Origin of the sequence: Neisseria sp. Marseille-Q2251, assembly GCF_940793045.1 — a bacterium.
Classification (GTDB): domain Bacteria; phylum Pseudomonadota; class Gammaproteobacteria; order Burkholderiales; family Neisseriaceae; genus Neisseria.
Map to the genome: position 1 here is coordinate 70,927 of NZ_CALNWV010000004.1, position 25,976 is coordinate 96,902.

Annotated in this window: 19 protein-coding genes and 1 pseudogene; 13 read left to right on the plus strand and 7 right to left on the minus strand. The window is 49.2% G+C overall.

Annotated features, from left to right (window positions below; all coding sequences use genetic code 11):
- Positions 1-443: 443 nt before the first annotated feature.
- From uvrA to AAG834_RS03005, 5 genes are all read left to right on the plus strand, one after another.
- Positions 444-3,314: an excinuclease ABC subunit UvrA gene (gene uvrA / locus AAG834_RS02985; RefSeq protein ID WP_342031200.1), complete on the plus strand. Its 2,871-nt coding sequence runs from the start codon at positions 444-446 to the stop codon at positions 3,312-3,314.
- Positions 3,315-3,371: 57 nt separating this feature from the next.
- On the plus strand, positions 3,372-4,247 hold the full coding sequence (locus AAG834_RS02990) for a pentapeptide repeat-containing protein (protein ID WP_342031201.1): 876 nt from the start codon (positions 3,372-3,374) through the stop codon (positions 4,245-4,247).
- A gap of 4 nt (positions 4,248-4,251) precedes the next feature.
- On the plus strand, positions 4,252-4,872 hold the full coding sequence (locus AAG834_RS02995) for a nucleotidyltransferase domain-containing protein (protein ID WP_342031202.1): 621 nt from the start codon (positions 4,252-4,254) through the stop codon (positions 4,870-4,872).
- Positions 4,862-5,161, plus strand: a complete 300-nt coding sequence (locus tag AAG834_RS03000) for a hypothetical protein (RefSeq protein WP_342031203.1) — start codon at positions 4,862-4,864, stop codon at positions 5,159-5,161. Before AAG834_RS02995 ends, AAG834_RS03000 begins: the two co-directional genes overlap by 11 nt.
- 280 nt (positions 5,162-5,441) lie before the next feature.
- The gene (locus AAG834_RS03005; RefSeq protein WP_342031204.1) at positions 5,442-5,918 is read left to right on the plus strand and encodes an REP-associated tyrosine transposase; all 477 of its coding nucleotides are present in this window, start codon (positions 5,442-5,444) and stop codon (positions 5,916-5,918) included.
- On the opposite strand, the gene AAG834_RS03010 is transcribed toward AAG834_RS03005, so the two are convergent.
- The 4 genes and pseudogenes from AAG834_RS03010 to AAG834_RS03025 form a co-directional block, all read right to left on the minus strand.
- On the minus strand, positions 5,842-6,345 hold the full coding sequence (locus AAG834_RS03010; RefSeq protein ID WP_342031205.1) for a hypothetical protein: 504 nt from the start codon (positions 6,343-6,345) through the stop codon (positions 5,842-5,844). The genes AAG834_RS03005 and AAG834_RS03010 overlap by 77 nt on opposite strands.
- 155 nt (positions 6,346-6,500) lie before the next feature.
- Positions 6,501-6,992, minus strand: a complete 492-nt coding sequence (locus tag AAG834_RS03015) for a hypothetical protein (RefSeq protein WP_070515494.1) — start codon at positions 6,990-6,992, stop codon at positions 6,501-6,503.
- 485 nt (positions 6,993-7,477) lie between these two features.
- Positions 7,478-8,239 (minus strand): annotated as a pseudogene (locus tag AAG834_RS03020) (RHS repeat domain-containing protein); the annotation flags it as partial.
- Positions 8,240-8,252: 13 nt separating this feature from the next.
- A complete protein-coding gene (locus AAG834_RS03025) occupies positions 8,253-9,224 on the minus strand; it encodes an IS30 family transposase (RefSeq protein ID WP_342031242.1) in 972 nt (323 codons plus the stop codon).
- 204 nt (positions 9,225-9,428) lie between these two features.
- Between AAG834_RS03025 and AAG834_RS03030 the strand changes: the two genes are divergently transcribed.
- The 5 genes from AAG834_RS03030 (at position 9,429) to AAG834_RS03050 (ending at position 14,373) form a co-directional block, all read left to right on the plus strand.
- Positions 9,429-10,433, plus strand: coding sequence for a 3-oxoacyl-[acyl-carrier-protein] synthase III C-terminal domain-containing protein (locus AAG834_RS03030; RefSeq protein ID WP_342031206.1), 1,005 nt, complete (start codon positions 9,429-9,431; stop codon positions 10,431-10,433).
- Positions 10,430-11,410 (plus strand): NAD-dependent epimerase/dehydratase family protein, encoded by a 981-nt coding sequence (locus AAG834_RS03035; protein WP_342031207.1) that lies wholly within the window; start codon positions 10,430-10,432, stop codon positions 11,408-11,410. Before AAG834_RS03030 ends, AAG834_RS03035 begins: the two co-directional genes overlap by 4 nt.
- A gap of 4 nt (positions 11,411-11,414) precedes the next feature.
- Positions 11,415-12,239, plus strand: a complete 825-nt coding sequence (locus tag AAG834_RS03040; protein ID WP_342031208.1) for an MBL fold metallo-hydrolase — start codon at positions 11,415-11,417, stop codon at positions 12,237-12,239.
- A gap of 59 nt (positions 12,240-12,298) precedes the next feature.
- Positions 12,299-13,585: a F390 synthetase-related protein gene (locus AAG834_RS03045; RefSeq protein ID WP_342031209.1), complete on the plus strand. Its 1,287-nt coding sequence runs from the start codon at positions 12,299-12,301 to the stop codon at positions 13,583-13,585.
- 332 nt (positions 13,586-13,917) lie between these two features.
- Positions 13,918-14,373 (plus strand): hypothetical protein, encoded by a 456-nt coding sequence (locus tag AAG834_RS03050; protein WP_342031210.1) that lies wholly within the window; start codon positions 13,918-13,920, stop codon positions 14,371-14,373.
- A 182-nt stretch (positions 14,374-14,555) separates the two neighbouring features.
- On the opposite strand, the gene rtcR is transcribed toward AAG834_RS03050, so the two are convergent.
- The 3 genes from rtcR to AAG834_RS03065 all read right to left on the minus strand — a co-directional run bounded on the left by rtcR (position 14,556) and on the right by AAG834_RS03065 (position 22,369).
- The gene (gene rtcR / locus AAG834_RS03055; RefSeq protein ID WP_342031211.1) at positions 14,556-16,184 is read right to left on the minus strand and encodes an RNA repair transcriptional activator RtcR; all 1,629 of its coding nucleotides are present in this window, start codon (positions 16,182-16,184) and stop codon (positions 14,556-14,558) included.
- Between the two features lie 88 nt (positions 16,185-16,272).
- On the minus strand, positions 16,273-21,600 hold the full coding sequence (locus AAG834_RS03060; RefSeq protein WP_342031212.1) for a RecQ family ATP-dependent DNA helicase: 5,328 nt from the start codon (positions 21,598-21,600) through the stop codon (positions 16,273-16,275).
- A gap of 13 nt (positions 21,601-21,613) precedes the next feature.
- A complete protein-coding gene (locus tag AAG834_RS03065) occupies positions 21,614-22,369 on the minus strand; it encodes a tRNA(His) guanylyltransferase Thg1 family protein (RefSeq protein WP_342031213.1) in 756 nt (251 codons plus the stop codon).
- Between the two features lie 895 nt (positions 22,370-23,264).
- Here AAG834_RS03065 and AAG834_RS03070 point away from each other — a divergent pair.
- From AAG834_RS03070 to AAG834_RS03080, 3 genes are all read left to right on the plus strand, one after another.
- On the plus strand, positions 23,265-23,735 hold the full coding sequence (locus AAG834_RS03070; RefSeq protein WP_342031214.1) for a hypothetical protein: 471 nt from the start codon (positions 23,265-23,267) through the stop codon (positions 23,733-23,735).
- A 9-nt stretch (positions 23,736-23,744) separates the two neighbouring features.
- Complete coding sequence (locus AAG834_RS03075; RefSeq protein ID WP_342031215.1) at positions 23,745-24,158, plus strand: hypothetical protein; 414 nt, start codon at positions 23,745-23,747, stop codon at positions 24,156-24,158.
- Between the two features lie 235 nt (positions 24,159-24,393).
- Positions 24,394-25,965, plus strand: a complete 1,572-nt coding sequence (locus AAG834_RS03080) for an RNA-binding protein (RefSeq protein WP_342031216.1) — start codon at positions 24,394-24,396, stop codon at positions 25,963-25,965.
- Positions 25,966-25,976 lie beyond the last annotated feature (11 nt).

A 25,976-nucleotide genomic window follows, 5' to 3' on the forward strand; every position in this document is an offset into this window, starting at 1 on the left:
AATTCACTATATTAAAAATTCAAATCACAAAGCAGCTTAAATATAAAAAAGCCGTACTCAGAAACACGCTTCACATTTCCAAATACAGCCATTACGCCATCATGTTTTTTAAAATATAGTGGATTTAATTTAAATCAGGACAAGGCGACGAAGCCGTAGACAGTACAAATAGTACGGCAAGGCGAGGCAACGCCGTACTGGTTTAAATTAAATCCACTATACACTTCCTTTTCTTATAGTACGAACTTGTCCAGATAGCCAAAACCAAAAAGATAAGCAAACTCCGTAATAACAAAAGCCATTAACAATCCATTCCCTCCCAATGACCAAAGGTCGTCTGAAAATCCTCGCCTCCGCTTTTCAGACGACCTCCCACAATCTGAAATCGAAGCGAAAAGTGTTACAATAGCCGTTTTATTTTAGCCGCTTAAGACAGTCCGACCATGTGCAACCACCATCATCAAAACGACAGCAAAACTCCCCGTTCAGAAGCCCGCGACAACGACACCATCCGCATCCGCGGCGCGCGCACGCATAATTTGAAAAACGTCGATTTGGACATTCCGCGCCACAAGCTGGTGGTGGTCACAGGGCTGTCGGGTAGCGGCAAGTCGTCGCTGGCGTTTGACACGCTGTATGCCGAAGGGCAGCGGCGTTATGTCGAGAGCCTGTCCGCCTATGCGCGGCAGTTTTTGCAGATGATGGACAAGCCCGATGTCGATTTGATTGAAGGCCTGTCGCCCGCGATTTCCATCGAGCAAAAATCCACCAGCCACAACCCGCGTTCCACCGTCGGCACAGTAACGGAAATCCACGATTACCTGCGCCTTTTGTACGCCCGCGTCGGCACGCCGTATTGCCCCGAACACAAGCTGCCGCTATCCAGCCAAACCGTGTCGCAGATGGTCGATGCCGTGTTGAAGCTGCCGGAAGACACGCGCGTGATGATTCTTGCGCCGGCGGTGCGCGAGCGTAAGGGCGAGTTTGTCGATTTCTTTGCCGACTTGCAGGCGCAGGGTTTTGCGCGGGTGCGCGTGGACGGCGAAGTTTATCAGTTGGACGAAGTGCCGAAGCTGGAAAAAAACATCAAGCACAATATCGACGTGGTCATCGACCGCGTGAAAGTGAAGGCGGACATCAAGCAGCGGCTGGCGGAAAGCTTTGAAACCGCGCTGCGCCACGGCAACGAACGCGCGCTGGCGATGGAAATGGACAGCGGCGAAGAACATTGGTTTTCCGCGCGTTTCGCCTGCCCCGTGTGTTCGTACAGCCTGCCCGAATTAGAGCCGCGCCTCTTTTCGTTCAACAACCCGATGGGTTCCTGCCCAACTTGCGACGGCCTGGGCAACACCAATTTCTTCGACCCCGAAAAAGTGGTCGCGCATCCCGAATTGTCGCTGGCAACCGGCGCGATTGACGGTTGGGACAAGCGCAACCAGTTCTATTTCCAAATGATTCAGTCGCTGGCGCGGCATTACGGTTTCGATGTGCAGGCTGCTTGGGAAACGCTACCTGAAAAAGTCAAAAAAGTCATCCTGCACGGTTCGGGAAAGGAAGTCATTGATTTCACTTACCTGTCTGAACGCGGCACCACCTTCAACCGCAGCCACGCCTTCGAGGGCATCATCCCCAATCTCGAACGCCGCTACCGCGAAACCGACAGCGAAACCGTGCGCGAAAAACTGCGCGAATACCAAAACCACCGCGCCTGCCCAAGCTGCGGCGGTGCACGTTTGCGCAAAGAAGCCCGCTACGTTTACGTCAGCGGCGAACCTTTACACGAAGTTTCTGCCTGGCCGCTGACCAAAACCCACCAATTCTTTGAAACGCTGGATTTGGACGGCAACAAAAAACAAATTGCCGAAAAAATCCTCAAAGAAATCACCGAGCGGCTCGGCTTCCTGATTAACGTCGGGCTGGATTACCTGAATCTCTCCCGCTCCGCCGAAACCCTCTCCGGCGGCGAAGCCCAGCGCATCCGCCTCGCCAGCCAAATCGGCAGCGGCCTGACCGGCGTAATGTATGTGTTGGACGAACCCTCCATCGGCCTGCACCAGCGCGACAACGACCGCCTGCTCGCCACCCTCAAACGCCTGCGCGATTTGGGCAACAGCGTCATCGTGGTCGAACACGACGAAGACGCCATCCGCGAAGCCGATTTCGTCGTCGATATGGGCCCCGGCGCGGGCGAACACGGCGGCAACGTACTGATTGCCGACACGCCCGAAAACGTCGCCCAATGCGAAAAATCCGTTACCGGACAATACCTCAGCGGCAAAAAATCCATTGCCGTGCCGTCTGAACGCACGCCCGTCAATCCCGACCGGATACTCGTCCTCAAAGGCGCACGCGGCAACAACCTCAAAAACGTTACCCTCGAACTGCCGCTCGGTTTGATTACCTGCATTACCGGCGTATCCGGCAGCGGCAAATCCACCCTGATTAACGACACCCTCGCCAAAATCACCGCCCGCGAACTCAACCGCGCCCAAGAAGAACCCGCCCCATACGACGATATCAGCGGCCTCGAACACCTCGACAAAGTCATCAACGTCGACCAATCCCCCATCGGCCGCACCCCGCGCTCCAACCCCGCCACCTACACCGGCCTGTTCACCCCCATCCGCGAACTCTTCGCCGGCGTACCCCTCTCGCGCGAACGCGGCTACAACGTCGGCAGATTCTCCTTCAACGTCAAAGGCGGCCGCTGCGAAGCCTGCCAAGGCGACGGCGTGATCAAAGTCGAAATGCACTTCCTGCCCGACGTGTACGTCCCCTGCGAAGTCTGCCACGGCAAACGCTACAACCGCGAAACGCTCGAAATCCAATACAAAGGCAAAAACATCAGCCAAGTCCTCGACATGACCGTTGAAGAAGCCCGCGAATTTTTCGACGCCGTCCCCACCGTATCGCGCAAACTGCAAACCCTGATGGACGTAGGCCTCGGCTACATCCGCCTCGGCCAGTCCGCCACCACCCTCTCCGGCGGCGAAGCCCAACGCGTCAAACTCGCCTTGGAACTGTCCAAACGCGACACCGGCAGAACGCTCTACATCCTCGACGAACCCACCACCGGCCTGCACTTCGCCGACATCGCCCTACTGCTGGAAGTGATAGGCCGTCTGAAAGGCAAAGGCAACTCGATTGTGATTATCGAGCATAATCTTGACGTGATTAAAACCGCGGATTGGATTGTGGACTTAGGGCCGGAAGGCGGCGATGGAGGCGGCAGAATTATTGCGGAAGGTAGCCCCGAGCAGGTGGTGAAAGTAAAAGAGAGTTATACTGGAAAGTATTTGAAATTTATTCTATAAATATTCTAAATATGTTGCCTGCTATATATTTACTTAGAATTGAAAGTCACGATATATATGTATAAACCTTGTAATAAAAAACAAATTCCTGAAGCATTGAAACCAAGTGGAAAAAGAATCTATTTAGATTTATGTTTTTCAAAACCAGAGGGTAGCAATACCCTAGATATGCTCAAATTTCCTCAAGAACAACAAAATTTATACCGAAATTCCGTCTATGTTCGTGTTTATCCAGAAAAAAAAATAAAGTTTAAAAATTTTAATTTTGAACATTCTTTTTTTGAAGACTGTTCTATGAGAAATGTTGAATTTGAAGATTGTAATTTTACAGGTTGTAAATTTAAAAATTGCGATTTTAAGGGTAGTACTTTTAAAAATTGTAAATTATGGTATACAAAATTTGAATCAACTTATATTTATAAGGAAATTTTAGATGATTCAGGTCCAAGAGAAGAAAATTTAAAATTTAAACTAGCTAGAAATTTAAGAAAAAATTATTTTGAACTAGGATTATTACAAGAAGAAAATTTTGCACTTAATGAAGAGTTAGAAGCCCAAAGAATATATTTATATAAAAGTTGGACTGGGGAAAAACCTTACTATCATATAAAATATCAAGGAATAAAAAAAATTTATAAATTTTTTAGCTGGTTATTTTTTAAATTTAATCAACTAATTTGGGGGCATGGAGAAAATTTTTCCCGATGCCTGATGAGTATATTAGTATTTTTAATTTTTTTTAGTATACTAATTTCGATAGGAAACAATGGAACAGATTTTTTTCAAAATATTAAGTATATTTTCATGTACTTTATAGGTTCTGAAACAAATATAAAATTTGGAGAATGGATCGCTATGATATTAACCTTATTCAGAATGATATCATTTGGTTTATTATTAGCAATTATTATAAAAAAATTAAGCTCGAGATAATACTATGCACATTTATGCGTTTGGATCAATCTGTAGAGGCGAATACAGCCAAAATTCTGATATAGATATACTTATTTGTATCAATAAAGATGAATATCATGAATTTAGCCTAGACAAATTTTCAATTTATCATTACGAACGGATAGCTGAATTATGGAAAGAAGGTAACCCTTTTGCTTGGCACTTACATTTAGAATCTAAATTAATATACTCATCTAACAATATTGATTTTATTAATACTTTAGGAATACCAAATAGTTACAGGAATATAATTATAGATTTTGAAAAATTCAAAAACCTATATATTGAATCTAAAAATGATTTTATGAAAGGAAAAAATATTGTATTTAATCTATCTTGCATATTCTTAGCACTAAGAAACATTTCTACTTGTTATTCACTAGTCTGTAAGAAACCAATATTTTCGAGACATTCTCCTTTATTAATTGATAATCCTATAAGGATCGATAAATCTATTTTTTACATATTAGAGAATGCAAGAATTTTATCTACAAGAGGCATTGGTGAGAAAATTAATCAAGACATGACTTTAAAAGTAAAAGAAAATATTAAATATCTTGACATTTGGATGATAGATATGGAAAGGTTTTGCTATGCAATCTAACTTTAAAAATAGAATAGATACCCAACGTAATATTTTAGATATTGTTAACTCTTACTCTTGGAATGAAGAATTATACGGCTTATCAAATTTAGCTATTAAAAGATGGGAAAATAATAATCCAAATATTGATAATAATATTATCAATACACTAATAGAAATTAGTGATAATTTGTTTTTTCTTGGAGCCAAAAGCCAAGAGCAAATTACAGAGGATTATAGAAATTTAAGTACAAAAATTTCCTACTTAGAGGAACAGTTAATAAATTTATTAAATTCTAACCTAGAATAGCAAGCCGTAGTCTGCATACCCACCCAACCGCGTGCGTGGCTGCGCCACACACCCTACCTGTGAATTACGCGGAACTTCAAAACCAACGTGTAGGGTGTGTGCGGTACGCACGCACGCGGTTGTTTGATTGACGGTTTGCCGTTTCAATTTTTAACTTCGTTGAAGCTAGCGCTTTCAGACGGCCTCCAATGCCGTCTGAAAACGTCAAATTTAACAAAGCTAAAACCTAAAAACAATAAACCGTTCCTTCTCCAACACCCAAACCACAAGCAAAAATCCTATGGCGCGTTATCGCAGAAACTTCATTGCCGGCGGCACATTCTTTTTCACCGTCAAACTCGCCAACCCGAAATCGCGCCTGCTTGTCGAACATATCGACCTATTGCGTGCGGCTTATATGGATGTGCAAAAACAATATCCCTTTGAAACCGTCGCCGTATGCGTGCTGCCGAACCATATTCACGCTATTTGGACGCTGCCGCCCGACGATGCAGATTATTCCCTGCGCTGGCGGCTGATTAAAACCAAATTCTCCGCACATTTCCCGCATGCCGAAAACCTGTCCGCCAGCAAACAGCGGCGGAACGAACGCGGTATTTGGCAACGGCGTTTTTATGAACACACCGTGCGCGACAAAACGGATTTGCAACGTTGCACGGACTACATCCATTTCAATCCCGTCAAACATGGATTGTGCGGCAATGTCCGCGATTGGGCGTTTTCATCGTTTCACCGTTATGTGCGGGACGTTCTTTAACATATCCACTGCTACCAGCACTTAAATTACAAGATACGCGAGCTATATTTACATCATCTAAGTTCCCGGTTTTCGTCAAAACCGTACACTTCTGTCCCAATGCGTCAGTAACGGCGGGATGGTCTTTGCGGTAGTCGAACGTCCATTCTTCGCCGAGGTTGTTGCTGCTTTTAAGCACTTTGCCGTCGGTGTCGTAACGGTCGTATTCGTAGCGGGACACCAGTCCGTCGGGCCGGTTGTGTTCGACCATGATGTGGTTGCGGTAGGCGAAACCGCGCAGTTTTTTGCCGTCGCGTCCGTAAACGGCGGTCAAATCGCCGTAGCCGTCGTAGTCGTAGCGCACCAGTTCCTTGCCGTTGAAGGTGACGGAAGTGAGGCGGTTGACGTAGAAACGTTCGTCTTCGGAAACGAGATTGTTAAAGAACAAATGGTTCAGACGACCTCAAAGAAGATTGTGAGGTTGTCTGAAAAACAGGAACTGTGTGCGTGCGTACCGCACACACATTACGTTGAGATTAGAGGCTTCATGCGGGCTACGGCTTGCTAACACTCGCTGCGTAAGAATTTGAAGTCTCATACAGGCTACAGTTTGCTACTGAAGTCATCTATTAAATATATCAATTTTTGTATATCAGATTTATTCAAAAAATTAGAATTCTTAGATGATAAGTCAAGCATTAACTGTGCTATCCAAAAATCTTCTTCATTTCTAATTCTGTTTTTCTTGATGATACGTAAAAAATTTCTATAAAAAAAATTTTCAACTATTTCTTTTGTTTCATTATTACTTATTTCTTCATTATATATAGCCAAAGCCACCTCAAATTCCTTTTTCGTCAATAAGTTCTTAAGTATCAATGGTATTTCACACAGCCCTTGCAGTAATCCATTTTGTAACTTATACAATGGAGTATTTCCATCTTCAATAATTTGTTCATATTTGGAAACGCTAAAGTCGAAGCTATATTTTAATGGTTTAAGTTCAACAGGATAAATATCATACAATCTATTGATTATAAAGCTGTAAGTTTTAATTAGATTATAGATGCTTTGTTTAGTAATCTTTACTACCATAGTCTCATTCTCGCAGGGGAATTATCAGGCAAGGCTCCGAATTCTGCTGTAGAAGCCCAGTTATAATATGGTCCATTCGGGTTCCAAGCAGAAACCCCATTAATTTTATTTCTAGCAGTACCTCCAACACTTTGCGCACCTCCATGAAAATCAATCAACTGTTGCTCCCTGCCACGAATAGCTTGTGGACTAGTGGAATATTTATCCAACACGGGCGGTGAGAACCCTTCCGCATTTAAATGTTTTTGTTGTAACCCTCTTCTGTGTACTAAATAATTAGGATCTCCTATACCATGAGTTCTTCCGCAATAAACTTGTCCTGTAATAGGATGTGTTCTAGTGTAAGTAGCATAATAAAACGGTTCTTTATTAGGAGTATCTCCTGATAGTGATAAAACAACATCAAGAAGCCCCGCTCTACCAATTGGTTTAACTTTAGAAGTTGATAAAGTTACATTTTTAGGAGGACTTAATACTGCTTCCCCTGCAAGTCCTAATGGATCAATCCACGCTAAAGCATTATTACTAAAAGTATAAGAATTCGCCCCACCCAGCAACCCAATCGGATCCTGATTCACAAACCGCCCGGCCTCAGGCTCATAATAACGCATCAGGTTGTAATGCAGCCCGGTCTCTTCATCAAAGTACTGGTTTTGCAATCTGAACGGCTGGTGCGCATTCCGATAGACCCGCCCGTCCTTTTTCAGACGACCCCAAGCGGTGTATTCGCCGTACCATAAGAGATTGCCGTGGATGTCGGTCATCTCTTTCGGTATGCCGACTTGGTCGTTGTGGAAATAGGCGAGGTATTGGGTTTCGTCTTTGGCGTTGTCAAAGACTTGCGCCAACGGTTCGTAGCTGTCTTGGTCGGTGTAGATATAGGTGTAGCTGCCTTTGTAGGTGTACTCCTGAAGTAATCGCGTTCCGTCCCAGACGAAGTGGGTGCGTTTCGGTTCGGTACTCGTCCAGGCAAGTTTGTCTTGGCGTTCTTTGGAAAGGCGTCTTCCGAACGGGTCGTAGGCGTATGTCCAGATTTCGGTATTGCCGGCGGGCTTTTTGATTTCGGCGCGGACGAGTTGGTTTTCTAAATCGTATTGGTAATATTGGTTTTCGCCGTCGGGCAGCTGGCGGTAGATCAGGTTGCCCAGTGCGTCGTAGGTGTATTCGATGCCGTTGTATTCTTTGAGGCGGTTGCCGCTGACAAGGTTAGGGTTGGCAGGTGATTTCAGACGACCTTGGATTCGGATTTCAAGTGCAACACTAGTGTATCAGTGGTTTGAACAGATTCAAGAATAAAACACTTGGCGTTTCGTAGCCAAGTGTTTTTCTTGGCCGGTGGTTCAACTCATCTTGAACCCTGCGTATCTCCCGATCGCTGATGTTTCGGAAATCGGTTTGCTTGGGGAAATATTGTCGGATGAGTCCGTTGGTGTTCTCATTCAGCCCTTTTTCCCAAGAATGGTAGGGGCGGCAAAAATAAGTCTCCGCTTTCAATGCTTTGGCTATTTTGGTGTGTTGGTAAAATTCTTTACCGTTGTTCATGGTGATGGTGTGCACTCTGGCTTTATGTGCCCTTAATACCCTAATGGCTGCCAGAGCAGTGTCTTCGGCTTTGAGGCTGTCCAATTTGCAGATGATGGTGTAGCGGGTAACGCGTTCGACCAAGGTCAGTAATGCGCTTTTCTGTCCTTTGCCGACGATGGTGTCGGCTTCCCAATCACCGATGCGGGTTTTCTGGTCGACGATGGCGGGTCGGTTTTCTATGCCGACGCGGTTGGGCACTTTGCCTCCGGTCCATGTGCTGCCGTAGCGTTTGCGGTAGGGTTTGCTGCATATTTTGAGGTGTTGCCACAAAGTGCCGCTGTTGCTTTTGTCTTGGCGGAGGTAGCGGTAAACGGTGCTGTGATGGAGCGTGATCCCGTGGTGTTTGCGCAGGTAGGCGCATACTTGTTCGGGACTGAGTTTGCGGCGGATAAGGGTGTCGATGTGTTGAATCAGCTGCGAATTGAGTTTATAGGGTTTTCGCGGGTGCTGTTTGGTAAGCCGGTTTTGCCGTTGCGCTTTTTCGGCACTGTATTGCTGTCCTTGGGCACGGTGCCGTTTGATTTCGCGACTGATGGTGCTTTTGTGGCGGTTAAGCTGTTTGGCGATTTCGGCGATGGTGCAGTGGCGGGACAGGTATTGGATATGGTATCGTTCGTCTTGGGTCAGTTGTGTGTAGCTCGTGGCAATCTTTCTTGCAGGAAAGGCCGTATGCTACCGCATACTGGCCTTTTTCTGTTATGGAAAGTTGCACTTCAAATGCGAATCCCCGTCGTCTGAAAAGCCGTTTGCAGGTTTTCAGACGACCTTTTTTTGAGTTTGCCGCGGATATAAACGTTGACAATGACAAAATATTAATACTATGCTGAAGTATTACTCACTAGCGGATATATTATGCAAACGACTCATCCGAACCCATCCCTCCGTCTCAACATCATCGGCACAGGCAAAGGACTGCCTTCGCGGCTGGTTCCTTCCACCGAAATCGACGCCCTGCTCGGTATCAAAGAAGGCCGCACCGAAAAACTCAGCGGCTTGGCGCAACGCTACTTTCTGGCAGAAGGCGAATCTGCCGATGCGATGCAGCTTCAAGCCGCGCAAAGCGCAATGGCGGCGGCAGGCATCACGATTGACGATGTGGACTGCGTCATCAACGCTTCGGGTATCGACCGTCAATGCATTCCCTTCAACGCCGCGCATACCTTGCGCCTGCTGAAGCCCGCGCGCCCGATTGCCGCATTCGACGTCAATATGACCTGTTTGTCGTTCTTACGCAGCTTGGATTTGGCGGATTCTCTGTTACACAAATATCCCACCATTTTATTGATCAGCTGCGATGTCGCCTCTGTCGGCTTGGACTGGAACGATTTTCACAGCTCGACCATTTTCGGCGACGGCGCGGCGGCGACAGTCATCAGGTCGTCTGAACGCGGCGGCGTGCTGACAAGCAAATTCGAAGTACATCCCGAAGGCTACGAATTTTGCACCATTCCTGCGGGCGGCTATGAAAACCACCCATCCAAACATCCCGAAAGCTATGTCTCCCAAGCCTATTTCCACATGAACGGCAAAAAGCTCTACAAGCTTGCCGCCGAAGCCATACCCGGCTTTTTGGATGAAACTTTGGCTCAGGCAGATTTGACGTTGGCAGACATAGACTGGATCGTTCCGCATCAGGCAAGCCGCGGCGCTTTGCAACACATCATCAGTCGTCTGAAACTCGATCCGGCTAAAATCGTCGATATTTTCAATACCCACGGCAACCAAATCTCCGCCTCCATCCCCTCCGCGCTGCACCACCTGATGACCGATTTTCCTGTCCGCTCAGGTGACAAAATTTTGCTGTTCGGCACATCCGCAGGCGTCGGCTTGGGCGCATTGGTTTGGGAAAAACCATGAAAAAGGCGATCGTCACCGGCGCGACCGGCGGACTGGGGCGCAACCTCGTGCAGACGCTGCTTGCCCAAGGCTGGCAAGTAGCCGCCTGTGGGCGCAATGCCGAAATCGGCAAAATGCTGGGGACGGAATTTCATGCCTTCGATTTGTCCAACCGCAATCAGACCCTAAAGGCGTTTTCCGAAGCCGATATCGTGTTCCATTGCGCCGCCCTGTCTTCGCCGTGGGGGCGATACGAGGATTTCTACCGCGCCAACGTGACCGCCACGCAAAACGTCTTAGCGGCGATGCGGCACCACCATATCGGCAAGCTGATACACGTTTCCACGCCCAGCATCTATTTCGACTACCTCGACCAGCACAAAGTCCCCGAAACCTTCGTCAGCCGACACTTCGTCAACGACTACGCCTACACCAAATTCCTTGCCGAACAAGAAGTCACCGCCGCCACCGACATTTCCAGCGTCATCATCCGTCCTCGCGGCATTTTCGGTGAATACGACACAGCCGTCCTGCCGCGCCTGCTCAAAATTTCCGAAAAAGGCTTTCTGCCGCTGATTCGACGCAGTGGCCACGAAGCAGGCGGCGCATTAGTGGACGTTACCTATGTCGGCAATGTCGTTCACGCGCTGATGCTGGCTGCCGAAGCCGATGTGCCCCGCGCCATGCCGTTCAACATCACCAACGGCGAGCCGCAGACCATCGCCACACTCTACCGGCAAATCATCGACACCCTGCATCTCGGATGTCGTCTGAAACCCGTTTCCTACCGCCTGATCGACAGCGTTGCCCGCATCTTGGAAACGCAGGCGCGGCTGACCCGTTCCTTTCGCGAACCCCTTGTTACCCGTTACAGCATAGGCACGATTTCCTTCGACCAAACCCTAGACATCAGCCGCGCCCGTTCGCTGCTCGGCTACGAACCCCAAATCAGCGTTGCCGACGGACTGCGGCAATACGCCCGCTCCTTGAAAGGCTGAATCCATGGACATCCGCTTCTACCACACCGGCTACTGCACCCATCCCGAATGTATGGTCGAACGGGGCGGCAGCCTGCGTAAAGCCGCCTTTCCCGCCATGACCGCCCACATTACCCACCAAGGCGGCAAACTGCTTTTCGATACCGGCTACGCACCCCGCTTTTTCCAAGCCTGCCGCCGCTTTCCCGAGAAATTTTACGCGCTGACCACGCCCGTCACCCTCAGCCAACCGACCATACGCGAGCGTTTGGGCGATGCCGCACACGACATCAACCAAATCTTCCTGTCCCACCTGCACGCCGACCATATTGCCGGACTCAAAGACTTCCCCGACGCAGAAATCATCCTTTCCCGCGCCGCCTACGATTTTGTTTACCGTACCGACAAACCCGAAAGCCTGACCAACCGCATCATCGAAGTCAAACAAGGCTTCCTGCGCGAGCTGCTGCCCCAAGACCTGCCGCAGCGCGCCCGCTTTATCGAAGATATGCCCGAAGTCCGCCTTGACGAAGCGTTTTACCCGTTTGAACAAGGCTACCGCATCAGTGCCGATTTGATTGCCGTCGCCCTGCCCGGCCATGCCGCCGGACAATACGGTCTGATAGCCGGAGAATTTTTCCTGATTGCCGACGCCGTTTGGCGGTTTGCAACCATCAGCCACAACCGCCGCCCCAACCCCCTTACCAGCCTTATCGCCCAAAACCGCAACGCCGTCCAAGCCACCATAGACCTCCTGCAACACCTCCACCGCCGCAACCGCGAAATCATCCTCGTTCCCAGCCATTGCGAACCCACCTTGCGTCGATTGGGCATGGAAGGCTTGGATTAAAACAGGTCGTCTGAAAATCCGACGAGCCAACGCCCCTCAACCGCCTCAAAGAACACACCATGAAACCTTCAAAATGGCAAATCCTCAAATCCTTCTTCAACACCCGAGATTACACAGACCGCGCCGCCCTTGAAGCACACCAGCAAAAACAGCTCGACCGCCTTTTGAATAACCACAACAGCCGCTTCTACCCGCACAGAGCCAAGCTGCAAGACTACCCCGTTATCAACAAACGCATCTTCATGCAGCATTTCGTCGATATCAACGCCTACGGCATCAGCGAAAAAGATGCCCTCTCCGTCGCCCTCAAAGCCGAAGAAAGCCGCGACTTCAGCCCCGTTTTTCAGACGACCTCGGGCAAAGAAATCACCGTCGGACTTTCCTCCGGCACCAGCGGCAACAGGGGCATTTTCCTCGTTTCCCCCGAAGAATCCGCCCTGTGGGCAGGCTATATGCTCAAACGCATGCTGCCCCGCCCCTACCTCGCCCGCCACAGCATCGCCTTCTTCCTGCGCGCCAACAGCAACCTCTACACCGCCGTCAAAAGCCCGCTGATACGCTTCGAGTTTTACGACCTGCTCGACACCTTGGATGCACACATCCCAAGGCTCAACGCACAAAACCCCACCATCCTCATCGCCCCCGCCCAAGTATTGCAGCAGCTTGCCCAGCATTCCGACCTCGCCATACGCCCCAAAAAAATCATCTCCGTTGCCGAAGTCTTGGAACCGCAAGTCAAAACCCGCATCGAACAACGCTTCGGAACACAGGTTCACCAAATCTACCAATGCACCGAAGGCTTCCTTGCCCACACCTGCGCCCACGGCAACCTGCATCTGAACGAAGACATGGTCTATATCGAAAAAGACTGGATAGACCGCGAAAGCGGCCGCTTCGCCCCCGTCATTACTGACTTCAACCGCAAAAGCCAACCCGTCATCCGCTACCGCCTCGACGACGTTTTGATTGCCAACGACGCACCCTGCCCCTGCGGCAGCGCATTCGCCCGCATCAACGCCATCGAAGGACGCTGCGACGACATCCTCGACGCACGCACGACAGGCGGCAAACCTTACGCCCTCTACGCCGACTTCATCCGCCGCGCTATGATTTCAGACGACCTCATCCAAGAATACCGCGTCGAACAACACGGCAAAGCCCTGTACATTTTCCTCACGCCCGACACAGAGCAAACCCGCACCGCCGCCACCCGTGCCCTAGACCGCCTGTGGCAGACGCTGCAACTTCGCCCCTTTGATTACGTTTTCCAGTCGGAACAAACCCGCCCCCTGCACCAAAAACGCCGGCGCGTGACGAAAATTTCCCCGTATAGCGAAAATCCGTAATCGTTTAAATCCTTATCCTTCAAACTAAAGACAATAAAGGTCGTCTGAAAAAATTTCAGACGACCCTTCCAGTAAAAAGAAAAACGCCGTACCCGACCTTACCTTCCTATAGTGGATTAAATTTAAATCAGGACCAGGCGACGAAGCCGCAGACAGTACAAATAGTACGGAACCGATTCACTTGGTGCTTCAGCACCTTAGAGAATCGTTCTCTTTGAGCTAAGGCGAGGCAACGCCGTACTGGTTTAAATTTAATCCACTATACTTTCCGTAATACCTGCCATGTTAAGCTTGCAGTAACGCCCAACACTCTTTCAGACGACCTAAACCTTATGCGCCACCTTATCCCCCTCTTCTTCCTGTCATTTCCGTTAGCAGCCTATGCAGGCGGTGATTTTTCAAAAGCCCAAGTCCTCAGTATTGTAGGCAGCCACGGTTACTATCGAATTTCCGTCCGCCAAATAGAACACCCAATTTATAACGATGGATGTACGACATACAATATCCGTATTACTCCTCCTAGAAAAACCTTTTGGGATCTGCTTGGTCTGGGACGAGCCGACGACCATCCCACCGCCGAACAAACACAAGCTGCTGCCGCAGTGTTGAAACAGTATGCTGCCAATCAGCAAACGCTAGAAATCGGCTATTTGGGCGGCGGACTATATCCCGATCCTCGACAAAAATGCCTTTATCACGGTACTGGGATGAGGTTTGATGCACCGGACTATTTAGCCGTACTTCAAGACGGACGCATGGATCTATATCCTTATCTGACCAAACCATAAGTCCATCCTCGCCACAAAGCAAAAGGTCGTCTGAAAACGGACGCAGTCAGTTTCTGCAGAGCTAAAACGAACTCAGTGAATCTTGAGAACAGTTTTTTCAGACGACCTTTCCCTCGTTTGACCATACCAGCCAATCGAAATAGAAACCTCTCCCGCTCCAACCCGCCAGCACCAATCCTCATCTACTGCACGATATCGCCCCACTCCAAACCGAATTTCTGCAAATATTTGCGCAGCCTGTCGCTGTCATTGGTTTTGGCACGGCTGTTTCGGGAAACATGAAACAATGCCCTTCCCGCCTGCGCCATGTTTTGGTGTTTGCGGCATTCATCAATCACGCTCTGCAACTGCAACTGGTCAAACAAATCCAAATTTTCCCAATCGATTTTGTCGGGGTAGTTATCCGCCTTTTCAGACGACCCCTTGTGTAAAAGGTCGTCTGAATCCGCCTCTTCAGCCCACAACCATTTGAGCCGCTCAATTTCCGCCGCCACTTGTTCCGTCTGTATCCTGCCCTGCGGGGCAAGTGTGGCAAGACGCATGATGCTGGCGGCAAGATCGCGGAAATTGCCGCGCCATCGGGCTTCGCTTGAATGGGCGAAGGCAAGGTAGGCGGACAGGGCTTCTTTATTGAAACGGGTGGCGCGACCGAGTTCCTGCGAAGCGAGTGCGAGCTGGTGTTCGATGTTCGGCTCGATGTCTTCGCGGCGGTCGGCGAGCGCGGGCAGTGGGTAGTTCCAGATATTGATGCGGGCGAATAGGTCTTCGCGGAAGCGTCCGGCGCGGATTTCCCGCCTCAGGTCGCGGTTGGTGCCGGCGATAAGCTGGAAGCTGCTTTGCACTTCCTTGTCGCTGCCGACGGGATAAAAATGTTTTTCTTCAATGGCTTTGAGCAACATGGCCTGCTCGTCCAAGCCCAATTCGCCGATTTCATCCAAAAACAACACGCCGCCGTCGGCGGTTTTCAAATAGCCTTCGCGCTTTTCCGCTGCGCCGGTAAACGCGCCTTTTTTGTGGCCGAACAGGGCGGAAGCCGCACCGTCGCCGCGCAAGGTGGCGCAGTTCACATCGACAAACTCGCCTTTAATCAGATGGCGCGCTTTTTTCAATTCGAAAATCCTGCGCGCCAGCATCGATTTGCCCGCACCGGTAGGGCCGGAGAGCAGAATCGGCGACGGGGAATGCAACGCGACTTGCTCGATTTCGGCAATCATGCGGTTGAAGGCGGCGTTTTGGGTGGAGATGCCGCTTTTCAGATAGCGCACCGCGTCATCACGCACGGCGGCGAGGCGTTCGGCAAGCACGTCGTAACGTGCCAAATCTAAATCGATGATTTCATAACTGCCGACATCGCCTTTTCCCATGCTGCGTTTTTGATTTTTCGGCGGCGCAGTCTGCAACAGCACGCCGGGGATTTGGCGCGATTCTACCAATAAAAACAGGCAGATTTGCGCAACGTGCGTACCCGTGGTGATGTGGGTGAGATAAGTTTCTTCTTCAGTATCAAATGTATAGCCCGCCGCCCAATCGTGCAGTTTGGTGTAAACCTCAGAAAAATCCCACGGGTTTTCCAGCTCCATAGGCACGAGATTGACGGCGGTGTGCGGCGACACCTGCTGAATATCGGCTTTTACATGATCCGCCAGATCGCGGTATTTCTCCGAATAAAACAGCTCTATACGGTCAAGATGAAAATCCTGACGCTGATTCATGGCGACATTCGGCCGCCACTTCTGCCAACGCCCTTGACCGAAACCGCTGTCCAATACCGTACCGAGAAAGCTGACGGCGACTTGTTTTTTGTTACTCATCTTTTATTCCGTTTATTCCGTTTGAGTCTCAGACAGCCTTGTATTCAAGCTGCCTTCTTCATGTTTGAGATAGCCTGAAAAACTCTTTTTACTCAGGCGGTATCACTAACATAGGAATAACAAGCGTCCATTTTTCCAGCTTTTTAGTGCCGATTTTTTCTGGAATACGTTGGCGAAATGATTCTCCGACTTCGTCTAAATAACGTACTCTGAAAGTGTTGGCATAGGCGGTAGTTTTTGTCGGCAACGGTGGTAATTTGACGGTACGGGCAACTTCAATATCATCAGAAAGGAAAATATATCTGCCATCCTCCGTCCGCTTCATTTCCAGTGGGTCGTCTTTTTTCAGCTTCGCAGCAGCAAACAGACGTTGTTTCACAGTTTCGACATTGTTGTGACAGACAATGAAGTCGATATCCAAATCACTTTTGCTATCGGTTTCTCCCTCGACTGCCGTGTTTCGATAAGCTGCCAAACGTCTGTATTCGGTATTCAACTCAGGTAATTCGGTAAAGATTTGAGCCACGTTTTCAATATCATCAGGTAGCTTTGTCATCCAAGGATGCTCTGGAGTAGTTTGCAGTAGGGTCAGTGTTTCTATGGCACGAGTCATAGCGACGTAATAAAGCCTCTGTTCGGCTTCGTCAACTCCCTGCCAACCGCCGTCTAAAATGAAGACGTGCTTAAACTCCAACCCTTTGACTGCGTGCGCCGTGCCTAGAAATATACCTTCCGAACGGGTTTCATGTTCATCACCTACATATTCGTAGAGCCAGCTTTTCAGAAAGGCAGACGAATATCGGTTAACAGTGCCACTACCGTTTTCAGACGACCCGTTGTCTTCTATGAGCGACGCTTGGATTTCTGCCTCACGACTCTCTGCAAAGTTATCCGACTTTTCAGGTAGCTTCTCATCTTGCAGTGGATATTCGTTTAAGAAATCAGTTTGTAATTGCCTAAACCAAACGCACCAACTGCCACCGCTTTTTTTCACTTGTTCACTAATAAGTTCTGCAAAAGCTTGTGATGTAAAGCCTTCGGTTTGTTTTTCCACGCCATCAATCAGGCGGACAAACTCACGGGTGTGGCGCAATTTGATTTTGCTGCTTTTGTCGGCACTCAAAAAATAAGGTATGCCGTTTTGTTCACACCATGCCTGCAGAGGTTTGAGACTGGCATTATGACGGGATAAAACTGCAATCTCATTCCATGCGACTTCGCTCAAGGTTTTCAGACGACCTATTTCGGTGATAACAGCTTGTGCCTGTATGTTGCTGCTGCTACCGAACGGCAGGCTGATGTGGCGCACACGCCCCTGCCTTTCGCTGTCTGTTGCAGCCCGTACACCACCGTTGGGCTGTGTTTGACGTTCAGGGTTGATAACAATCGGATGCAGCGTTTTCAGACGACCTGTCATGCCGTTTATTACGCTGTTAGCAGCGCTGATGATGTATTGTGTACTGCGGTAGTTGTAGGTCAAATAGTCGGGTTGGGCAACGTCGTAGTCTTTTTGGAAACGGTGTATGTACTCGTTGCTCGTGCCATTGAAGGCGTAGATGTTTTGGTCATCGTCACCGACCGCCAGAATCGTCAGCTTGTCTTCTTCAGCCCGCTTCCTACCCGCAAGCGCAGAAACGAGCCGGTAGTGTTCTTCGCTGATGTCTTGGTATTCATCTACCAGAATATAGCGGAAACCTGCCATGATACGTTCGCGTGTCTCGTCGCTACCATCATCGTTTTCAAGGTCGTCTGAAAGCATAGCGGCAGCCTGCCTGCACCATTCTTTAAACTGACTTTTGCCATATTCACGGTTATTGCCATCGAAACGCACCCCCAAAAGCCGCATTGCCATACCGTCATAAGTCATGACCGTAACGGCAGCAGCAAGAGGACCGACCAGTCCGAACAGGCGGCGCTTGACCTCCTGCGCCGCCAAACGGTTGAAAGTCAATACAATGATGGCGGATGCGGGAACATGTTGCACCCGTAAAAGGTAAGCAACACGGTGCACAATAACTCGCGTTTTGCCTGAACCCGGTCCGGCAAGAATAAGACGGTTACTGCTGCTTTGGTCGGTAACAACGGCTTTCTGCATCTCATTCAGCCCATCTGTAATTTCGCGCAGAGTTTGTGGCGATGCAGGCTCGTCCAATTCTTTCAGACGACCTTTAAACCATTTATTTTTAAAATTCTTTTCTTCCAAGCCAAAGTAATCACGCACCAAATTCAATCCTTCGGCAAGGTTTTTCAATGCACGAAGGGCGTATTCCTGCATCACATGGATTTGAAAACGTTTTTCGCTGTAAAAAACAGAAAGTGGTTTATAGTCCTCCACAAGATATTGGCGTTTAGCTGAGAGTGCTTCAGGATTAGGGATAATAGTCATGGCATGTCTTAGAATGGTCATGCCGTGGTTGAGTTTGATCACACCTTGTTTGTGCATAAACAGCAAAGCCTGCTTGAGCAGAAGCTCACGACGGTCGGCGGGGATTTGCACCGACAATACCAAATCGTCGGCAATCTGTTGTACCAATTCACCCATGCGGGTTTCCACCATTACGTCTTTTTGACGCACTCCGTTGGTTTTTGCCATCAAGAATGGTAAGAGGCACAGGTTGATATTACGGCGCAGCTCTGCGTTGTTTTGCACGCTTTCCCAACTGTCGCTCTTAGAATTCTTGAAACGCACTTTCAAAAGGTTGTTGCCAACATCGCGGATTTGAAAACTTCCACTGCTGTTTGTCTGCTGTGCCGCCTTATCATCGGCGAGCGACTGCATCAAAAGTTTGATTTCAGCCGGATTGGTTTCTAAACCCGCTTCATGCATTTGGTGGCAGACAGCGCTCAACGAGAGATTTTGCCAAATACCTTGGTCTGCTTCCGGAATTTCGTTTTTTAAAATCTGCCAAAGTTTCTCTTCCCAAGCGATAACTTGCGCCAGACGTTTATCAGCAGGCTTTTTGTTATCAGTACGCAAAATAACGGTCATGTGTGTATCGTTGGTAAGAATGTCCAATTCTTCCAGTTTTTTTAGATGACCGCGCAATTCAGTGAAACTGCATGCTGTTGCCAGCATCAAATCGTCGGTACTCAAAGGCGCATCTTCTGGCGCTTGAAACACGATTTCGACAATAGTTTGGTAAATTTCCGAGATACGCTTGCTGAACTTGTTTTTTTCAATAATCGCCAGCGCCTCATCTAGATTCAGACGACCTGAACGTGCGGGGAAAATACGGGTTTGATTTTCCTTACGCTCCAATAAGTCTGCGCGTTCCAGCCATGCCAGCACGGTTTTGACTTTGGTATCTGCCTGTCTATCATCGCTGTCAAAACTCATGTGCTCCTCGGTGTCGCGCAAAATTTCGCCACCTGTTGCCACGATTTCACCGCAATGGTCTTTGCCGTATGCCGCCTGATTCAGCCAACCGACTTTCTTCCACACGGATTTCAAATCGCGCAATTCGATTTGCGACATTTTGCTGATGGAAAACTGCGTATCCACGTCTTTTCCGTCATAAAGCAACACGCATTTTGCATCTTCCTGATCCCTTCCTGCCCTACCTGCTTCCTGCAAATAATTCTCCAGCGAACCGGTAATCTCGGCATGAATCACTAGGCGCACATCAGATTTGTCCACCCCCATACCAAAGGCGTTGGTGGCGACAATAACGCGCAAACTACCGCCAATAAACTGGTTTTGAATATCGGCTTTTTCGTTGTTGCCTAAACCGGCGTGGAAATGCTCACATGCCCAGCCTTGTTCTTTCAGATAATTCGAATAGGTTTCCGCACTTTTACGCCGTCCGACAAATACCACGGCTCCACCGCTTTGATGATCAAGCTCACGATGCAACAGCTCGTTGATTTTTTGTTTTTTGAGGTCGTCTGAAATTTCCTGCACATCGTAAAACAGATTGTCGCGCGCGTTGTCACCGATAAATTGGCGAAACTCAATACCCATTTCCTCTCGAAAATGGTGGGTAATATCAGCAAGGACGTCGGGCTTGGCGGTAGCAGTGAAACAACTGACCGGCGCAACCGCACCACTATTTTTGCTGTATTCAGCAATAAATTTGACTGCATATAGATAATCAGGACGGAAATCGTGCCCCCATTTAGACAAGCAATGCGCCTCATCAAATACCCAGCCGTTGATTTGACGCTGTGAAATAGCAGTAATGAAACTTCTGTTGCGGAATTGCTCAGGTGCGACGAACAAGATGCCGATATCGCCCAACGCGGTTTTGTCTAAAATTTGGGCACGTTCAACCACCTCAACCAAGCCGTTAAGCATAGCAGCGCAGGTAGCACCTTTTTTCTCCAAACCGTCCAATTGATCTTTCATCAGCGATTGCAAAGGTGAAACAACTATTGTCAAGCCTCCGTTGCGGTAGTAGCGGTTGAGCGCTGGCAACTGGTAACACAAGGATTTGCCGCCGCCCGTAGGCAACACCGCCAGCGTGTGCAATCCCTTCATACTGGATTGCACCACCGCACGTTGTCCACCATCAAATCCCTTTACATCGCGGAAAGTAGGCAGTTTGAAATAACGCTGCAACTGTACATCTGGATTGAGCGTATCCTGACAATAACGACATTCCGTACTGCCACAATCATAATCACGCAACTCGGCAATCAACCGAGCCGTCTCGGGAAATTGATGCCGCACCCACGGTGCCAGTACAGAATTCCCACCAGAAACTTTTAACCACGACAAAGCGTAGCCGAGGGAGGGATATATATCAGGATTATGGATATCAGTTTTCATCAACTCCGTAAAACGAGTGCGGCAAACTTTCAGACGACCTTGGTCATCGTTGTCCTGCATCATCAGCCAAATGGTGCTGATCAGCCGCTTGACATCAGGGCATACGACGCGTTCGGGAATGGTAATGCAATCTAAAATCTGGTATGGCAGAGGCATGTCGGACAAGGTCGCCCACAACTCAAACTCTTCGGGACTTTCTGCCTTGATTTTGCCGAACGCCGTGCATTGGTCTTGGAAAAGTTGCCAGCATGCGTGGCAGTCGGCAAGCGGGGAATTAATTTCAGAAGAGATGATCTTATGGTTTTTGATCAAGCGATGATACGGATTTTGCGGAAATGCCAAAGGCGAGAGCCGCAGCGTATCGATAACAGGCAATTTAAGCCATGCAGCTTCAGGCATTGCAGCCTTCAAATATTTCAAATCGTGTTCGAGAAAGTTATGCCCCATCAGCCACTTCAATCCATCAGTCATATGCGCCATTTCAACCAAGGCAGCATGAAAACCCTTTTCTCCACGAAAAGCTTTTTCAAAAAATAAACCAGAGTCGGGGCGGAATGCACCGATTTTGAACGGCTTGTCGGTTTTCGGATCAACTTCCAAATCAATGATGAGAACAGCAGGGATGTGTACTTTTGTAGGAGTATTCATTTTCAGACGACCTCTAAACGATTCTTTCCAAGACAAATGCGCCGTAATCATCGCCTAAAGGCAGCTCGAAATCAGTATGTAAGATTTGGCGTTCCACCTGCACGTTTTCGCCGGTTTGCGGGTTGAAGCCCTCTTTCAAGGCCGTCTGAAAATACACGCCGAAGCCGCGTTTCTGCCATGCGGGCAGTTCGTTGAAATTAATGCTGTTTTCAAACAGCAAATCGTGTTTTTGCGCGCGTGTCAGCCCGCTGACGGCATCTGTGGCACGGGATACGCTTTCGCCTTTTTTGCGCAGCATCCAATAGCAGTGGGCGTTGAGCGCGTTGCGGTATGAGTCTTCGTGCCGCCAACGGAAATAATCGACCACCAATTTTTCGTTCGGCAAAACGCAAACTCTGGCATCAAAAGCGGCGGGCTGCCCGTGCGCTACCGAAAAGGCGGCGCTGGCTTCGCCCGCCAATACCGAAATGATTTTGCGCGTTTTGCGTTTGAACGTATCGTCGTCGCGGCGCAGCAGCAGCGAGATTTCGTCACTTTCGGAATAGCCGTACGCCACATTGAAGCCGCATTGCATCAGATGTTGGACAGTGTGCGCCATCAAATCGCGGAAACGGATGTCAAACGGGGCTTCAAACTGCCAAATTTCCTTGGTCAACCGTGTAAACCCGCGTCCGTCCAAGCGCACTACGATGAAATTTTCCTGCGGCACGCAGAAATCGTAAGCAGTTTCGTATTGCCGCAGGTGTTTATCCAAATCGTCGAATCGCATCGCATCTCCTTAATTATCTTATTTTCTATATAACTATCAAAAATTATATTTTTTAGCATTCTACGCTTTTTGCCACAAAAGACCACATTAAAATATATTTTCTTTATATTCAATAAATTAAAAATTAATTTTGAAATTTTTTTATCGTTGGCACGCTGTTGGCTATGTTGTAAATGTAACGATGCAGCAGATGCCGCGGGAAATACAGTTCTATAGGAAAGATTTTTCCGTAAATTTTTAGCTGCCGTGTCGTTACAGGGCGAATGCCGACAAGACTACAAGGTTTCTGCAGGTTCGACTCCTGCCTCGCCTAATAGGCGTTGACGTCTTGTTTCTCTAGTCGCCCACCTTTTCTGATTCAGCAGGCAAATGCCAGCCTTATTTCCCCGAATGGTTGATGGCTTGCTGTATCGCTTGATCACTCAAGGCCGTCTGAAACTTTTCAGACGACCTACGATGAAAACCGTTTTAGGTGCATTCGGCAAATGCCGGAGGAATTACAGCCTGCCAACGCTCGAGGTCGCGGGTTCGAATCCCGCCTCTGCCGCCAACTATGGCAGAGTAGCTCAGAGGATAGAGCGCGTAAAAATTTCTCTACTTCTTGTTGCCAGATGTACCACCCCTTACGGGCGGATGCCGGCAGGATTACAGATCGGTTATTGCGGGTTCGATTCCCGCCGCCGGAAACGGCGTAAATCCTGCCAATCTAGCCGCCCACCTTTTTCGCAGTATGGCGGACAAATGCCTTGGAAACTACATCCGTCGCAGGTTCGAGTCCTGCCCCGCTTTCGGCGGGTAGCTCAGTCGGTTAGAGCAATAAGGCGTTTCCAAAAACTCGTTGTTTGCCGTGCTGCACCTTATCGATACTTTCAGACGACCTGAAGGAGGCATAGCCATGACCGAACCATTCCATATCGCTTATCAACTGCATGATGCAGGCTGGGCAAGCGTTACCGTGAAATATGGCGGAGAAAGCCATCAGCAAGCCGTTTCCTATCTGCATGATTCGCTGAAAGATTTATGTGATTTAGCAATTGCCCTGCAAAGCGGCGGCAGCATCACTGAGGCGAAAGTCCTGTTTTTAGACGAACCTGGCGAACTGGCCTTACTGGTATCTGCAGCCGAACAAAGCAACGAAGCCGAAGTGAGGCTGATTTATTCAGACGACTGGTTTTTCAGTTTCAACTTCAATCGCAGTCCACAACAAACCTTATGGCACGGCAAAGTAGGCCGGTATGAATTGGCTGAAAATATCCGTCTGATTTTAGAAGATATTTATCTGAATATCGGCGAAAAAGAATATTTGGAAAGATGGGTAGAACATCCTTTTCCGAAAGAAGGCTACCTGAAACTGAGCCGACTTTAAGGAATAGATATGAACACTTGGCTAATCATCGGCGTCATCGTTTTTTCAACTCTGGTTTGCGGGTCGTTCCAAAACAGCCGCAGCCGCAAACGCGAGCAGGCTTGGCGGAAACAGGCTTTTCCCGAAGCGGAATGCAGTTTGATAAAGGAAGGCAGCCGTTACGACATCGCGCTTTCAGACGGCCGCACCTTCCACCAAGCCGAAATACTCGGCACGGCGCAGGGCAAAGAGGCAGAGTTTCTGTTCGGCTATGGAAGCATGCTTGTGCTGCTTCTTTCAGACGACCGCAAAGCCTATGTGCGGCAGGCATGTATCCGCTGCATGATTGAAAGCGAAAGGTCGTCTGAAAGTACAGCTTCAATGAAGTTAAAACCAATATTTACAAGTTTTACGGGCGGATGCCGGCAGGATTACATTGGATAAACAATCGTCGTACTAATAATACGAAGCAGAAATCCTGCCACAGACTAGCCGCCCCCCCCCCCTTTTTTTACGGCGGCAGGCGGATGCCTGAAGGGATTACATTAACCTTCCACGTTAAAAAACCGTATCCCTTCAAATATTAGCCGCCACGCCGCCACCCATTCGAGGCCGTCTGAAACGCTGCTTTTATAAAGCTAAAACATCAGACCACCCAAAAACAACAACACAAAAGGAAATGAAAATGGCTAACACCACCTTGTTCCAATCCGTTAAAACCCGTTTGACTGCCGCCAATACCCGCAACGAAGCAGGCGGCATGGCCTACACGCTGACACCCAAACAACAGCTCGCCCAGCTTGCCGCCACCGGCTGCCTGAACAGCACCTACTACACCGATGCGCAAGACCAGCTTGAACAAGTATTGGAATTGGCGGAAAACCTGGATGCCGAATTTATCGCCAAAACCGCCGTGTACGCCCGTCAAAAAGGCTTCATGAAAGACATGCCCGCGCTGTTGCTTGCCGTGTTGGCGCAAAAAGACGTGAACATGCTTGCCCGCGTATTCGACCAAGTGGCGGACAACGGTAAAATGTTGCGCAACTTCGCACAAATCATCCGCAGCGGCGCAGTCGGCAGAAAATCCTTCGGCAACCGTCCGAAAAAACTGATGCAGACTTGGCTTTTGACCACCACTGAAAAACAATTGTTGAACGCAGCCATCGGCAACGCCCCGTCGCTGGCGGACGTGGTCAAAATGGTGCACCCCAAACCGCGTGAAGCATGGCGCGCCGCCTGGTTTGCGTGGCTTATCGGCAAACCGTACGACCGCGAAGCATTGCCGCCCATTACCCGCGCCTTTGAAGACTACAAGCAAAGCCGCCAAGGCGCATTGCCCGACGTTCCCTTCCAAATGCTCACTGCCTTGGAATTGAACAGCGGCGACTGGGCGCAAATCGCCCGCAACGGCTCATGGCAGCAGGTTCGCCAAAACCTGAACACTTTCCTGCGCCACGATGTGTTTGCGAAAAGCAAAAACATCAAAATGGTGGCAGAAAAACTGCGCGACAAAACCGCCATCCGCCGCGCCCGCGTCCTGCCTTACCAATTGCTGACCGCGTATCAGGCGACATCCGAAAAGATGCCGTTTGAAATCTGCGAAGCGCTGCAAGACGCGATGGAAACCGCCGTACAAAACGTACCGGCCATCCGAGGCAAAGTCGTGGTTTGCCCGGATGTCTCCGGTTCCATGCACAGCTCGGCTACCGGCTATCGCGGCAGCGCAACCAGCAAAACCCGCTGCATCGACATCGCCGCACTCGTGTCCGCCGCCATGTTGCGCACCAACCCGAAAGCCCGCGTAATACCGTTTGAACGAATCACGGTAAACGTGCAGCTCAACCCGCGCGACAGCATCATGACCAACGCCCAAAAACTCGCCAATATCGGCGGCGGCGGAACGGCATGCAGCGCACCGCTCGCCATGCTGAACCGCGAAAAAGCCGATGTGGATTTGGTTGTTATCGTGTCTGATAACGAAAGCTGGGCAGACCGCGAACAATGGGGCGGCAAAACCGGCCTGATGAAAGAATGGGACATCCTGAAACAACGCTGCCCCGAAGCCAAACTCGTCTGCTTGGACATCCAGCCCTACACCACCGCGCAAGCGCAAAACCGCCATGACATCTTGAACATCGGGGGCTTCTCCGACCAAGTGTTCACGCTCATCGGCTCGTTCGCCGAGCAAGGTATGGGCGCGGATTTCTGGGTGGAAGAGATTGAGAAAACTGAGCTGGCGGCGGTAAATTAGCCAAGGGGTCG

Excerpts from the sequence above, each read along its gene's own strand:
- uvrA (WP_342031200.1), top strand. The coding sequence starts at position 444 with ATGTGCAACCACCATCATCAAAACGACAGCAAAACTCCCCGTTCAGAA.
- AAG834_RS03005 (WP_342031204.1), top strand. The coding sequence starts at position 5,442 with ATGGCGCGTTATCGCAGAAACTTCATTGCCGGCGGCACATTCTTTTTC.
- AAG834_RS03000 (WP_342031203.1), top strand. The coding sequence starts at position 4,862 with ATGCAATCTAACTTTAAAAATAGAATAGATACCCAACGTAATATTTTA.
- AAG834_RS02990 (WP_342031201.1), top strand. The coding sequence starts at position 3,372 with ATGTATAAACCTTGTAATAAAAAACAAATTCCTGAAGCATTGAAACCA.
- AAG834_RS03035 (WP_342031207.1), top strand. The coding sequence starts at position 10,430 with ATGAAAAAGGCGATCGTCACCGGCGCGACCGGCGGACTGGGGCGCAAC.
- AAG834_RS03015 (WP_070515494.1), bottom strand. The coding sequence starts at position 6,992 with ATGGTAGTAAAGATTACTAAACAAAGCATCTATAATCTAATTAAAACT.
- AAG834_RS02995 (WP_342031202.1), top strand. The coding sequence starts at position 4,252 with ATGCACATTTATGCGTTTGGATCAATCTGTAGAGGCGAATACAGCCAA.
- AAG834_RS03050 (WP_342031210.1), top strand. The coding sequence starts at position 13,918 with ATGCGCCACCTTATCCCCCTCTTCTTCCTGTCATTTCCGTTAGCAGCC.
- rtcR (WP_342031211.1), bottom strand. The coding sequence starts at position 16,184 with ATGAGTAACAAAAAACAAGTCGCCGTCAGCTTTCTCGGTACGGTATTG.
- AAG834_RS03065 (WP_342031213.1), bottom strand. The coding sequence starts at position 22,369 with ATGCGATTCGACGATTTGGATAAACACCTGCGGCAATACGAAACTGCT.
- AAG834_RS03045 (WP_342031209.1), top strand. The coding sequence starts at position 12,299 with ATGAAACCTTCAAAATGGCAAATCCTCAAATCCTTCTTCAACACCCGA.
- AAG834_RS03075 (WP_342031215.1), top strand. The coding sequence starts at position 23,745 with ATGAACACTTGGCTAATCATCGGCGTCATCGTTTTTTCAACTCTGGTT.
- AAG834_RS03040 (WP_342031208.1), top strand. The coding sequence starts at position 11,415 with ATGGACATCCGCTTCTACCACACCGGCTACTGCACCCATCCCGAATGT.
- AAG834_RS03030 (WP_342031206.1), top strand. The coding sequence starts at position 9,429 with ATGCAAACGACTCATCCGAACCCATCCCTCCGTCTCAACATCATCGGC.
- AAG834_RS03080 (WP_342031216.1), top strand. The coding sequence starts at position 24,394 with ATGAAAATGGCTAACACCACCTTGTTCCAATCCGTTAAAACCCGTTTG.
- AAG834_RS03060 (WP_342031212.1), bottom strand. The coding sequence starts at position 21,600 with ATGAATACTCCTACAAAAGTACACATCCCTGCTGTTCTCATCATTGAT.
- AAG834_RS03070 (WP_342031214.1), top strand. The coding sequence starts at position 23,265 with ATGACCGAACCATTCCATATCGCTTATCAACTGCATGATGCAGGCTGG.